The organism is Agrobacterium sp. CMT1, from assembly GCF_037203725.1.
Taxonomy (GTDB): domain Bacteria; phylum Pseudomonadota; class Alphaproteobacteria; order Rhizobiales; family Rhizobiaceae; genus Agrobacterium; species Agrobacterium pusense.
The window spans coordinates 167,056-179,951 of the sequence record NZ_JBBCAR010000014.1; the positions used below are offsets into that span (position 1 = coordinate 167,056).

8 protein-coding genes are annotated in these 12,896 nt (G+C 59.4%); all 8 read right to left on the reverse strand.

Annotation, left to right across the window (positions count from 1 at the left end):
* Positions 1-29: 29 nt before the first annotated feature.
* The 8 genes from WA845_RS17075 to WA845_RS17110 all read right to left on the reverse strand — a co-directional run bounded on the left by WA845_RS17075 (position 30) and on the right by WA845_RS17110 (position 12,856).
* Entirely contained in the window at positions 30-1,148 is a 1,119-nt protein-coding gene (locus tag WA845_RS17075; protein WP_035209548.1) for an ABC transporter permease, read from the reverse strand.
* Complete coding sequence (rbbA, locus tag WA845_RS17080; RefSeq protein WP_135856216.1) at positions 1,145-3,913, reverse strand: ribosome-associated ATPase/putative transporter RbbA; 2,769 nt, start codon at positions 3,911-3,913, stop codon at positions 1,145-1,147. The genes WA845_RS17075 and rbbA overlap by 4 nt, the downstream gene beginning before the upstream one ends.
* An 11-nt stretch (positions 3,914-3,924) precedes the next feature.
* Positions 3,925-4,989, reverse strand: coding sequence for an HlyD family secretion protein (locus WA845_RS17085; protein ID WP_037092548.1), 1,065 nt, complete (start codon positions 4,987-4,989; stop codon positions 3,925-3,927).
* Between the two features lie 416 nt (positions 4,990-5,405).
* Positions 5,406-6,779, reverse strand: a complete 1,374-nt coding sequence (locus tag WA845_RS17090) for an alpha-glucosidase/alpha-galactosidase (protein ID WP_035209541.1) — start codon at positions 6,777-6,779, stop codon at positions 5,406-5,408.
* A gap of 23 nt (positions 6,780-6,802) precedes the next feature.
* Positions 6,803-8,467, reverse strand: a complete 1,665-nt coding sequence (locus tag WA845_RS17095) for an ABC transporter ATP-binding protein (RefSeq protein ID WP_135856218.1) — start codon at positions 8,465-8,467, stop codon at positions 6,803-6,805.
* A 13-nt stretch (positions 8,468-8,480) separates the two neighbouring features.
* A complete protein-coding gene (locus WA845_RS17100) occupies positions 8,481-9,617 on the reverse strand; it encodes an ABC transporter permease (protein WP_022563840.1) in 1,137 nt (378 codons plus the stop codon).
* A gap of 1 nt (position 9,618) precedes the next feature.
* A complete protein-coding gene (locus WA845_RS17105; protein WP_045533939.1) occupies positions 9,619-10,626 on the reverse strand; it encodes an ABC transporter permease in 1,008 nt (335 codons plus the stop codon).
* Between the two features lie 142 nt (positions 10,627-10,768).
* The gene (locus WA845_RS17110; protein WP_337322469.1) at positions 10,769-12,856 is read right to left on the reverse strand and encodes an ABC transporter substrate-binding protein; all 2,088 of its coding nucleotides are present in this window, start codon (positions 12,854-12,856) and stop codon (positions 10,769-10,771) included.
* Positions 12,857-12,896 lie beyond the last annotated feature (40 nt).

Here is a 12,896-nt window from a genome sequence, read left to right on the forward strand (position 1 = left end):
GCTGAAACATGCGCGTGATCCCGATGCTGTCAGCGCAGGAAACGCCTGAACCGGCGAAGCGCAAAAACGAAAAGAGCCGAGCCGATGGCCAGCAGCGCCAGCAGTTGCGGCCAGACCACATCCAGCCCCGCCCCTCTGAAAAGCACCGATTGCGCCAGGATGATGAAATGGGTGTTTGGCGCAAGAAGCATGATGTACTGGATGATATCAGGCATGCTTTCGCGAGGCGTCATGGCGCCGGACAGCACCTGCAACGGCAACAAAAACAGGATCAGCAACATGCCGAATTGCGGCATGGACCCGGCGACTGTCGCGAGAAAAATTCCCATGGAAGTCATGGCGAAGAGTTGCAATGCCGTTCCGAGCAGGAAAAGAGAAAGCGAGCCTTCGATGGGAATGGCAAGCAGGCCCCTCACCACCACGAACAGGGAAAATGCAGAGGCCACCAGCACGACCAGCCCCATGGACCACACCTTGCTGAGCATGATTTCCAGCGGCGTCACCGGCATGACCAGCAGATGCTCGACCGTTCCGTGTTCTCGCTCGCGAATGAGCGCCGCGCCCGTCAACACGATGGATAGCATGGTAATGGCGGTGATGATGTTGTTGATCGAGCCGAACCAGGACTTGTCCAGTTCCGGATTGAAGCGGGAACGTAGCGTGAGGTCCACCGGCACCGAGGTCGCGCCGCGATAGCGGTCGACATACTCCTGTATTTCGCTCGTCACGATGCTCTGCACATAACCGCCACCGCTGAAAGCCTGGCTCATGCGGGTAGCGTCGATATTGAGCTGGATGGCCGGCTGCTGTCCGGCCATCAGCCGGCGCTGGAAATCCGGGGGAATGTTGAGCGCGAAGGTATCGAGGCCCGCATCCATGCGCTTGTCCATTTCAGCGATGGAAATCTGCTTCGGCGGGGAGAAATAGGGCGGATAAAACGCCGTGCTGATGCGGCTGGAAAGCGGCGACTGATCCTCATCGACAATGGCGATGGCCGCGTTGTTCAGCGTCTCCGGCAGCGCGCTGGAACCGGTATAGATCTGCAGCGTGAAGGCATAGACGATAAGCAGCATCAGCATTCCGTCTCGCGCGAGACCGCGCAGTTCCTTTATGCCGAGCTGGAAGATGTTGGACGAAAAAAGCCTCATGACGCCTGCTTTCTCAAAAGTGCAGCGCCGGCAATGAGGAGCAGTGGAATGGCGATGAGAAGCGGTAGAAACGAGCCGGAAAGTCCGGCGAAATCCAGGCCCTTGGAGAAAGTTCCGCGCGAAATGGTCATGAAATAGGTGGCAGGATAGACGTTGCCGATAAAGGCGCCCGCCCCTTGCAGCGACGAGACGGGATCGATCATGCCCGAATATTGCGTCGCCGGAATGAGCGTCAGAAGAGCCGTGCCGAAGATTGCCGCAATCTGGCTCTTCATGAAGGAAGACATGAGGAGGCCGATGGATGTGGCGATGATGACATAGAGCAGCGCGCCCGTCGCATAAGCGAGATAACTTCCGGTGAACGGCACCTGAAAGATGAAGACCGCAAATGCCGTCAGAAGCACGAAATTGAGCATGCCAAGGGCGACATAGGGAAGCTGCTTGCCGATCAGGAATTCCAGCCGCGTGGTCGGCGTCACGTATAGATTGACGATCGAACCGAGCTCTTTTTCCCTGACGACGCTGAGGGCCGCCAGCATTGCGGGGATGAGCATGAGAAGCAGCGGAATGACCGCCGGCACCATGGCGACAAGGCTCTTGACGTCGGGATTGTAACGATAGCGCGTTTCGATGCTGAAGCTGCTTTGCGTGGCCGCGCTGCCGTAAATCTCGGCGGCCTTCCGCGCCAGCCATGTCTGATGCATGCCCTGCACGTAACCGCGAACGGTCTCCGCCCGCTGCGGCATGGCGCCGTCTATCCAGGCCCCTACCTCCACAGTCTTGCCGCGCAACACATCGCGGCCAAAGCCAGGAGGAATTTCTATGGCAAGGCTCAGTTCGCCATCACGCATCCGCCGGTCCATATCGGCATAGTCCCGGATAGGTTCCTTCTCGATGAAATAACGGGAGCCGGCAATGTCGAGCACGTAATCGCGGCTGATGGTGGAATCGTCGCGATCCAGCACCGCGAAAGTCAGGTCCTCGACATCGAGATTGATGCCGTATCCGATGACGAACATCAGGATGACGCTGCCGAGCACGGCCAGCGTGCCGCGAATGGGATCGCGCTGCAGTTCCAGTGCCTCGCGGCGCGTATAGCTGAACATGCGCCTGAAATCGAAAAATCTCTTGCGGGTGGGCGCCGCATGTTGCGTCACCTGCACGTCCGCTGCTGCCACAGATGCTGTCGCAGGCGCGTCCCTCGTAACCCCGGAAGCATCTTCCAGATAGGCGACGAAAGCCTCTTCAAGTGTTGCGGCATTACGGCTTCTGGTGATCGCATCGGGCGTATCGCTGATCAACACCTTGCCAGCATGCATCAGCGAAATCCGGTCGCAGCGCTCCGCCTCATTCATGAAATGGGTGGAGATGAAGATGGTGACATTATCGTTGCGCGAGAGATCGGCGAGGATTTGCCAGAAGCCGTCACGCGCCACCGGGTCGACACCAGAGGTCGGCTCATCTAGGATGAGAATATCGGGCGAATGGATCATCGCCACCGCCAGCGACAGCCTCTGCCGGATGCCAAGCGGCAGGTCGTCCGGCAGCGTGTCCATGACCGCGCCAAGATCGAAACGTTCCGCCATTTCGGCGATACGCGGTTGAATTGCCTCTTCCGGCAGCTTGAACAGGCGGGCGTGCAGATCAAGGTTCTGCCGCACCGTCAGTTCGGAATAGAGCGAGAAGGCCTGGCTCATGTAACCGACGCGGTGGCGGATCGCCATGTCGCTCGCATCCACCTTGTGTCCGAAGAGCTTCGCTTCTCCTTCGCTGGCGGCCAGAAGGCCCGTCAGCATCTTCATGGTGGTGGATTTTCCGCAGCCATTGGAGCCGAGAAAGCCAAAAATCTCGCCGCGCGGAATCTTGAAGCTGACATTGTCGACGGCGGTGAAATCGCCGAAACGCATGCTAAGGTGCGATGCCTCGATGGCATAATCACCCTCAGCGGTCGGCTTTCGTGGCGCGATATGGACTTCGTGGTAATCCTTGCGCTTTTCTTCGGGAAGAAGCGCGATGAAGGCGGCGTCGAGATTGGGTGCCGCGGTGCGGTCGAGAAGTTCGGCGGGCGAGCCGGTGGCAAGAATCTTGCCGCCATCCATGGCAACCAGCCAGTCGAAACCGGCGGCCTCCTCCATATAGGCCGTTGCGACGATGACGCTCATGCCCGGACGCCCGGCACGGATAGAGTCGATCAGTTCCCAGAACTGCCGCCGCGACAAAGGATCAACGCCTGTCGTCGGCTCGTCCAGGATCAGCAGGTCCGGGTCGTGGATGAGCGCGCAGCAGAGCCCCAGCTTCTGTTTCATACCGCCGGAGAGCTTCATCGCGGGACGATCGGCAAAAGGTTCGAGGCCGGTACTCTTCAGCAATTCGGCGATACGCGCCTGCCGTTCCCTTCCGTCCTGTCCGAACAGCCGCCCGAAAAAGTCGATGTTTTCAAAGACCGACAGGGTGGGATAGAGGTTCTTGCCAAGGCCTTGCGGCATATAGGCAATACGCGGGCAGGTATCCTCGCGGTGGCGCGGATTGGACATGTCGCCACCCAGAACCTCCACCTTGCCCTTCTGGATGGCGCGCGCGCCCGAAACCAGCGACAACAGGCTCGATTTGCCGACGCCGTCAGGCCCGATGAGCCCTATCATCAGCCCGGCGGGTATCTCGACCGATATGTCGTCCAGCGCAACCGTGCTTCCGAAGGTCAACCGCACATCGGTCAATCGCGCAACGGGTGAGTTCCTGTCATTCGTTTCGGGAGGCGCGACCATAGCGGCCACCCTCACTTGACGAGATTGCGTTCGAGATTCTCCGGCCAGGCGGCCTCCGGATCAAGCCGGACATAGGCCATGCCGGGCAGCCCGGTTTTCACATATTGAATATATTTCTGCAGAAGTTCCTGGGGGATTTGCGCCCTTACCCGGAATGTCAGCTTCTGGCGTTCCTCTTCGGTCTCCACCGTTTTCGGCGTGAACTGCGCGACATCCGCGACGAAGGACACTTTTGCCGGAATGGTGTATTGGGGGGCGGCATCCAGTATCAGTCGAACATCAGACCCCATGGACGTGCGGCCAGCCTCGGCCGTCGGCAGGAAAAACGTCATATAGACGTCGCCGAGATCGACGAGGTTCAGAACCCTTCCACCGGCGGAAAGCACTTCTCCGGGCTGGGCGATGCGATATTGCACGCGACCGTCGCGAGGCGATTTCAGCGTCGCATCGGCTATGTCAGTCTCGATGCTCTCGATGTCAGCCTGTGCGGCGTCTACCGCCGCTTCGGCGTCGACGATCTGCGCCTTGGCGGCGTTGATCGCGGCGTCGGAAGCCGCAAGCGAGGCCTGCGCAGAGGCGAGCGTTGCGCGGGCGGACTGCTCGGCGGCCTCGCTGTCATCGACGATCTGCTGCGAGACCGCATTGCCCGTCAGCAATTGTTTCGAGCGTGCATTGGTCTTGGAGGCGGAATCGAGCTGGGCCTTTCGCTGTTCCACCACCGCAAGCGCCGACGTCTTTTCCGCTTCACGCTGGGCGACAAGACTGTGGGCCGTGTCGATTGCTATTTTCGCACGGCGAAGCTGTGCTTCCGCCTGGCGTTTCCTCGCCTCCAGCTGGGCCGTATCCATCTGCGCCAGAACCTGTCCGGCCTTCACGAAATCACCCTCACGGACCATAATATCCTGAAGGCGGCCGGCGGTCTTGGTGGAGATATCGATCTCGACGGCCTCGATGCGACCGTTACTGGCCACGAAACCCGAAGGCAGGCCCTCGGCTGTCAGCTTCGACCAGGCGAAATAGGCGGCCACGGCCAGAACCACAACCGCCAGACCAATGAGCAAGCCCTTTTTAGACATCCGTCTTCCCCATGAACCCTTCAGGTTTCAACCGTAGTACGATAAAACCGAAGAAGCCAGCCACCATCACGTTCATAATTCGTACCTGGTATTTCCCGCACTGAAAGCGGAATAACCGGTTTCGGGGACTGTCTACGCCAGAGAGCGGCCTGCAACCTTGACACAAGTCAAGCGGCGAAAGGATTTAATGGAGAGCGTCATCAAGGCGCCCCCCGTTCGCCGGCAGTTAACCGGCTCACCTTTGAGAACACCGACGGTACCAAACGATCATACCGATGCCGCGCCATCCCGTCGACAATCGGATGTCATCCTCGAGCTTGTCCCGAGGATGACAGAGTAGGGTCTTCTATAGCGCTTGCGAAAGGATGATGTGGGCTCGCTGCACACCTCCGATCCGTTATTGAGGGCGATGATGTTTACACAGCCCGCGCCCGTTTCACCTCCGCCTGCGTCCATTCCGGCAGCCAGTCACTATGGGCCAGCAGCAGATCGTCCACCAGCGACCAAATCTGATCGAGATCGAGTTCCGCCGCAGTATGCGGGTCCATCATGGCAGCGTGAAAGATGTGATCGCGGTTTTCGCTCATCAACGCCCGCACGGTCAGCTCCTGAACATTGATGTTGGTGCGCATCAGCGCGGTGAGCTGCGGTGGCAACTCGCCGATGAAGGTGGGCTGCACGCCGTTATGATCGACCAGGCAGGGCACTTCCGCCGCGCAATCCGATGGCAGCGAGGTGATGCATCCATTATTGCGCTGGTTGCCGTAGATGACGGAGGGCTCGCCGGTCCAGACCGAATTGATGATCGAGGAGGCATATTCCTTCGACTGCTTGACCTCGATTTTTTCGGCCGAGCGATAGGCGGCCGCCTGGCCCTTCCAGCGCTCGATCTGTTCGATGCAGCGCTTTGGATATTCGTCGAGCGGAATGCCGAATTTCTCGATCAGGTCTTCGCGCCCCTCCTTGATGAAATAGGGCGTGTATTCCGCGAAATGCTCGGAGCTTTCGGTGACGAAATAACCGAGCCTCGTCAGCATCTCGTACCGCACCTTGTTGGGGCAGCGTGGGTTCCAGCCGGGTTTTGGCGCGCGGCCTTCGCGATAGGCGCGCACGAGATCGGGGTAGAGGCTCCTGTAGCTGCCATCGGGCTGGCGATGCTCGAATTCCAGGAAAAACGCCATATGGTTGATACCGGCCGAACGGTAGCGGATTTCCTCATAGGGAATATCGAGATCATGGGCGAGTTCCATCGCCGTGCCCTGCACGGAATGGCAAAGACCCACCTGCCGGATCGTCGGGTATTTTTCGGCAATCGCCCAGGTGTTTATCGCCATGGGGTTCACATATTGCAACATAATGGCATTCGGGCAGACGGCCAGCATGTCCTCGCAAATCTTCCAGAGGTGAGGCACTGTGCGCAAGCCGCGCATGATGCCGCCGACGCCAAGTGTGTCAGCAATGGTCTGGCGCAGCCCGTACTTACGCGGCACTTCGAAATCAGTGACCGTGCACGGCTCGTATCCGCCGATCTGGAACGCCACGACAACAAAATCCGCGCCGGAAAGCGCCTTTTTCTGGTCGGTATAAGTCTCGGCCTTCGCCTTTGCACCGAGCGTCGAAATCAGCTTGTTGACGACGATGGCGCTTTCTTCCAGCCTTTCACGGTTGATATCCATCAGCGCGATTGTGGCGCCGGAAAGGGCCGGACGCTGCAGCACGTCCCCGATGATGTTCTTCATGAACACCGTGGAACCTGCGCCGATGAATGCAATCTTGGGATCTCTTGCCATGTCTACCTCCGGCAATTGGGAATTCAAGCGATTTCGAAGGCGGCTCGTACAAGCCGCTGTGTATATTCAGTTTTTGGCTGACTGAGCACGTCCTCGACAGGCCCCTCTTCGACAATCCGCCCGCGCTGCATGACGATGACGCGGTGGCAAAGGGCGCGGACCACTTTCAGGTCGTGGGAGATGAACAGGTAGCTCAAGCCACGCTCATCCTGCAGCTTGCGCAGGAGATCGATGATCTGCGCCTGCACGGAAAGATCGAGTGCGGAGGTCGGCTCATCGAGCAGGATGAATTCCGGCTCCAGCGCGACGGCACGCGCAATCGCGATGCGCTGTCTTTGGCCGCCGGAGAACTCATGCGGGAAACGCGAGAGGATGTTGCCGGGCATACCCGCCGCCTCCAGCGCGTCGCGTACCCGGTCCAGCCTCTCGGCCTTCGTTTTGCCGAGACCGTTGATGATGAGGCCTTCCTCGATAATCTGGCCAATGGTCATGCGGGGGTTGAGCGAGGCAAAGGGATCCTGAAAGACGATCTGCATACGCGACCGCAGGGGCCGCATTTCGGCGCGGGAACGGCCATCGACCCTCTGACCGTCAAAAACAACCTCGCCTCCGACAGGCTCGTTCAACCGGAGCAGGGACTGGCCGAAGGTCGTCTTGCCGGAGCCGGATTCACCCACGAGCCCCAGTGTCTCGTGCCGCCTGAGCGTCAAGCCGAGGCTGTCGACCGCTATCAGCTCCTTGAGTTCTGGTTTGAACAGGCCGCCATATCGCATCATGAAGGAAACGCGCACGCCGCTTGCCGTCAGGAGGACGCCGGAGTTCTCCGGCAGCGGCTTTGCCGTGCCCCGAGGTTCGGAAGCAAGCAGCCTTTTCGTGTAGGGATGCTGCGGCGCTGCAAACAGCCGCTCCGTGGTATTGTGCTCACGCATCTCGCCGTGCTGCATGACATAGACGTAATCGGAAAACTGCTTCACGATCGTCAGGTCATGGGTGATGAGGACCACGGCCATGCCGCGCTTCTTCTGCAGGTCGCGGATGAGGTTGAGGATCTGCGCCTGCACCGTCACATCGAGCGCAGTGGTGGGTTCATCGGCAATCAGCACGTCGGGATCGTTGGAGAGCGCCATGGCGATCATCACACGCTGGCGCTGGCCGCCGGACAGCTGGTGCGGATATTGTTTGAGCCGCGCTTCCGGCTCCGGTATCTGCACCTGCCGCAGCAGATCGAGCGCCCTCGCCTCCGCTTGCTTCTTGCTCAATTTCGAGTGGACGCGGATTGCCTCTACAATCTGGCTGCCGATCGTATAGATCGGGTTCAGCGAACTCATCGGCTCTTGAAAGATCATCGAGATGCGATTGCCGCGCAGCGCCCGGCGCTTGCGCGACGAGAATTTCAGGATGTCGTCGCCGTTGAACCGGACGACTGCCGATTTCGCGACTGTGGCGCGCTTGGTCAACAAGCCCATGACGGTGCGGGCGGTGACCGATTTTCCCGAACCGGATTCGCCGACGATGGCAATGGTCTCACCCCGGTAAAGCTGGAAGGAAATGTCCTTCACTGCCTCCACCATTCCGTGTTCCACCTTGAAAGTGACGGCAATATTGCGGGCATCGATGATGGCGTTATCCTGACGATCATCGGCGTCGAAGCGGATGGCGGGGGCGTAGGTGTTTTGTGCAGCTACCATTGGCGCGCTCCTCTCAATAGGGATCGACGGCATCGCGCAGGCCGTCGCCCAGCGCGTTGAAGGCAAAGACGGTGACCAGCACGAAACCAACCGGTGCAAGAATCCAGGGATAGGAACCGATGACCGAATAGGTAGCGGTATCCTGCAGCATCAGCCCCCAGGAGATCAGCGGCGGCTTTACCGCAAAGCCGAGGAAACCGAGGAAGGATTCGAGCAGCACGACGCTTGGAATATGCAAGGTCACCGCGACGATCACATGGCTCATCACATTCGGCAGGATGTGCTGGAAGATGATACGCCTGTCGGTGGCGCCAACTGCAATCGCCGCCCGGACATAATCGATCCGCGCCAGTGCCAGCGTCTTGCCGCGCACCTCCCTCGACATCTGCGCCCAGCCAAGCGCCGACATGACGCCGACCACAAAGACGAGGAACACGGTTGTTGGTGCGGTGACGGGAATAAGGGAAGTCAGCGCGAGATAGAGCGGCAATTGCGGGAAGGCGAGCACCACCTCCACGAAACGCTGCACCCAGGCATCCAGCGGCCCGCCGAAATAGCCTGAGATCAGCCCAACGCTGGTGCCGATGACGGTAACGATGGCGACAACACTAAGTGCAATGGCAAGCGAGATGCGCGAGCCATAAATGGCGCGCGACAGCACGTCGCGCCCGAATTTATCGGTTCCTAGGAAATGCACCGGCTGGCCATCGGTAGAGCCGAAGAAATGCCGGCTCATCGGAATGAGACCCAGAAGTTTGTATTCCGCACCCTTCACAAAGAAGCCGAGATAGACGGGATTATCGTAATCCGGGCCGACGATAGGCTGGAAGGTGACCGGATCGAGCTCTTCCGTCTCCGCAATGGCATAGACGCGCGGCGCCAGGCTGAAATTGCCGTCCTTGTCGGTGAACCGAACCACCTGCGGCGGTGAAAAACTGCCATGGGTTTCAAGCGGGTTCATCGGCGCGAAGAAGTCCGCAAAAATGGAGATGAGGATCAGCAGCACCACCAGTACCAACCCGACCATACCCGTGAAGGATCGTCTGAGACGCCGCCAGACAAGCGCCAGATAGGTCTCGTTGCCATTGGCGGAGCGGTCGGGTTTTGCCGCGGCGGCCGTTTCGGTTTTCATCTCGTCAAACGCCATCATCTCAGGCCCTCCCGAATTCGCGGACGCGCGGGTCGAGCATGGCGAGCAGCATATCGGCGATGATGTTGCCGACGATCAGCGTGGCAGCCAGCACCATCATGAAGGTCGCGGTGACATAGACGTCCCCCACCGCCATGGAGCCGACGATGGCCGGGCCGACGGTCGGCAACGCGAAGATGATCGCGGTCTCGATCTCGCCGCTCAGCATGTAGGGCAGCACCACGCCCTGATACATGACGAGCGGGTGCACGGCATTCGGCACCGCATGGCGCATGATGACGGCGCCTTCCGAAAGGCCCTTGGCACGCGCCGTCTCGACATATTGCGCATTCAGCGTATCGAGCAGATTGCCGCGCATCACCCGCATATTATAGGCCAGCCCCCCGAAGACGGCGATAGCGACCACCGGCCAGACGTGGCTGACCAGATCGACGAATTTCGCCCATGACCACGGCGCACCGCCATATTGCGGTGAAAAGAAACTGCCGATCTCCGACACATCGAAATGAAATACCATGAGGTAGACGAGGATCAACGCCATCAGGAAGCGCGGGATCGTCATGCCCAGGAAGGCAATGGTGGAGAGCAGGTTGTCGACCCAGGAATATTGCCGAGTGGCGGCCCATATGCCGAAGGCGATGCCAAGTACCGATGCGAAGATGTGGCAGACCAGCGCCAGAGCGATAGTGCGCGGCAGGCGTTCGCCAACCACATCGGCGACCGGCTTGTTGTAATAAAAACTGTAGCCGAAATCGCCGCGGGCGAGGATGCCGCCCATCCAGTTGAAATATTGAATGACAAGCGGCTTATCGAGCCCGTGTTCGATACGGTATGCCTGCGCCTGCGCTTCCGCCTGTTCGAAGGACGCTCCGCCCTGGTTCATCAGCTGCGAGCGGATGTAGTCGGCGTAATCGCCGGGCGGCGCCTGGATGATGGCGAAAGTCACCACGCTCAGGATCAACAGCACCGGAATGGCGGATGCCACGCGTATCGTCAGAAATCTCAGCATCGAACGGTCTTCCTCGGTTTGGATTGGCCGTGTGTTGCCGGCCGCGCTTCACGCGCGACCGGGACCGGGTGTGCTCCGGGAGGAGTTCTTCAGGTTTTCGTACTTCCGGACATAATGGCGTTACGCACCTTTACCGGAAGCTTCAGTTGATCGGCCCGCCCTCGCCCGGCTTGCCGGGAAGCTGCTCAGGGAAAAGTTCATATTTGCCCTGCTTGTCGGCCGCGACCCACAGGCGTTCGCGGATGATGGCGTCTTCGGCCCAGTTGAACATGAAGATCGGCGTACCCTGCGGCACATTGGAGAACCGTTTGTTGACGATGAGCGCACCGGGATATTCGGTGAGGCCAATCGTGTAGAGGTTCTGCGTATAGACCTTCTGGTACTGCTTCATCAGATCGGCCCGCTCGGCATTGTCCTGCGAAGATATGAACTTGCGCACAATGTCGGCCATGTCCTTCTCGAACGGCATCAGGTCCAGTTCCTTGCCTTCGGGTGCGCGGTGGTTCCAGCTGGTGCGCGGCCCGACAGGGGCCAGTTGCTCGGTATTCTGCACCACGGATGAAAGCTCGGTGGAATTGCGCCGCACCAGCCAGTCAAACTGCCCGCCATAATGGGCGGCGTCACGCTGGTTTGAATCGAGGCTATTGATGACGACGCGCAGGCCGAGTTTCGCCATCTGGCCGACGAGACCTTCCGCTAGGCTCTTGTCTGTCGCGTAACCGTTGTTGACGAGAAGGGTAATCTCGACATTACGGCCGCCAAGCTTTTCCTTGGGGAAATTCAGGAAACCATCGCCGTCAGTGTCTTTCAGGCCAATCGAAGCCAGTGCAGCCTTGGCAGCCTCGAGGTTGAAGGGGTAATAGACCGTGGAAGCGCGATCATAGAAGCTCGTTCCCGACGAAATACCACCCGGATAGATCGCCGTGAAAGGCCCCTTGACGAGCGAGTCACCGATCGCTTTGCGATCAAGAGCAGAGGTGACGGCCTGGCGGAACACCTCGTTACGGTTCAGCTCACGGATGGCCTGTCCGCGCTCATCCGGATTGCCCCAGCCATTGGCGGAAAAATTCATCTGCAGATTATAGCCGATAAGGCGCGGTCCAAAGGCAAGGCGGGCTGGCGCATTGGGGTCAGCGGCGCGTTTCAGCGAGGCGACGAAATTCTCCGGCTGCTCGAGATTGGAGAAATCGCCCGATCCCGCCACGGCCTGCACGTCACGGTCCGCCCAGGTGGAGAGCTTGTAATGGACTTCATTGAGATAGGGCAACTGCTGGCCTTTCTCGTCCACTTTCCAGTAATAGGGGTTGCGCCGCAGCACGATGAGATCATCCGGCCGGTATGACACCGGCACCCATGCGCCCATGACCGGCATGTTCATATATTCCGGCGGGAACGCGTTCTTGAACTGGTTATAGGTGTTCTTGGAATACTTCGGATGCTGCGGTTTCAGAATATGCGACGGCCCGGGGCAGAAGCTCGGATAGGCCATGGTGTAGAGATATTGCTTGGGGAATGCCGCCTTGAAGGTCCATTCGACGGTGTAGTCATCGACCTTCTTGAGCGTCGTTCCCTCACCGAAAGCCTCAGGCGATGCACCACCGCCAAGCGGTGAGACATTGGGATCGATGACGGCCTCTTCCCAGTAGAACATCACGTCATCGGCGTTGAAGGGCTCGCCATCCGACCATTTCGCACCCTTGACGAGATGCATCGTCAGCTTGTGGCCATCTTCCGACCACTCCCAGCTTTTCGCCAGATTGGGCAGCGGCTCGGTATCCTTGGCATCTACCTGGAACAGCGGCGCGGTGCGCGTCAGGCACTCGGAAAGGGCGATATCGATGCCGCCCCAGCCCTGGCTCTGGCCGGCAATATAGTTCCAGCCCTCCGGCCTGCCGCCGACCACATGGCGCATCGTATCGCCGTAGACGCCCATGCCGTCGGGCATATTGCCTGTTTTGTAGACTAGCGGCTCCTCGGGCAGGCGCTCTTTCAGCGGCGGCAGCTTGCCGGTCTTTTCGAATTTCTCGGTAATCCAGTCGGGTTCGCTGTAGCTTGGCAGCGCCTTGAATTCGAGGATCGAGTCGCGCGCCACATAGTTGATCTTGCCTTCGGCCGGAAATTGCGGCGGCTCGGGCGGCGTCGTGGTCTCGAAGGCATTCGCATTGAGTGCGATCATCGAAACACCGAACCCCAGTGCCGAGATGATACCAATCCTGCGTTGAAGTAACATCGTCATTCCTCCCAAATGGCAGCTCTTCGACCGCCGACCC

Excerpts from the sequence above, each read along its gene's own strand:
- WA845_RS17075 (WP_035209548.1), bottom strand. The coding sequence starts at position 1,148 with ATGAGGCTTTTTTCGTCCAACATCTTCCAGCTCGGCATAAAGGAACTG.
- rbbA (WP_135856216.1), bottom strand. The coding sequence starts at position 3,913 with ATGGTCGCGCCTCCCGAAACGAATGACAGGAACTCACCCGTTGCGCGA.
- WA845_RS17085 (WP_037092548.1), bottom strand. The coding sequence starts at position 4,989 with ATGTCTAAAAAGGGCTTGCTCATTGGTCTGGCGGTTGTGGTTCTGGCC.
- WA845_RS17090 (WP_035209541.1), bottom strand. The coding sequence starts at position 6,779 with ATGGCAAGAGATCCCAAGATTGCATTCATCGGCGCAGGTTCCACGGTG.
- WA845_RS17095 (WP_135856218.1), bottom strand. The coding sequence starts at position 8,467 with ATGGTAGCTGCACAAAACACCTACGCCCCCGCCATCCGCTTCGACGCC.
- WA845_RS17100 (WP_022563840.1), bottom strand. The coding sequence starts at position 9,617 with ATGATGGCGTTTGACGAGATGAAAACCGAAACGGCCGCCGCGGCAAAA.
- WA845_RS17105 (WP_045533939.1), bottom strand. The coding sequence starts at position 10,626 with ATGCTGAGATTTCTGACGATACGCGTGGCATCCGCCATTCCGGTGCTG.
- WA845_RS17110 (WP_337322469.1), bottom strand. The coding sequence starts at position 12,856 with ATGTTACTTCAACGCAGGATTGGTATCATCTCGGCACTGGGGTTCGGT.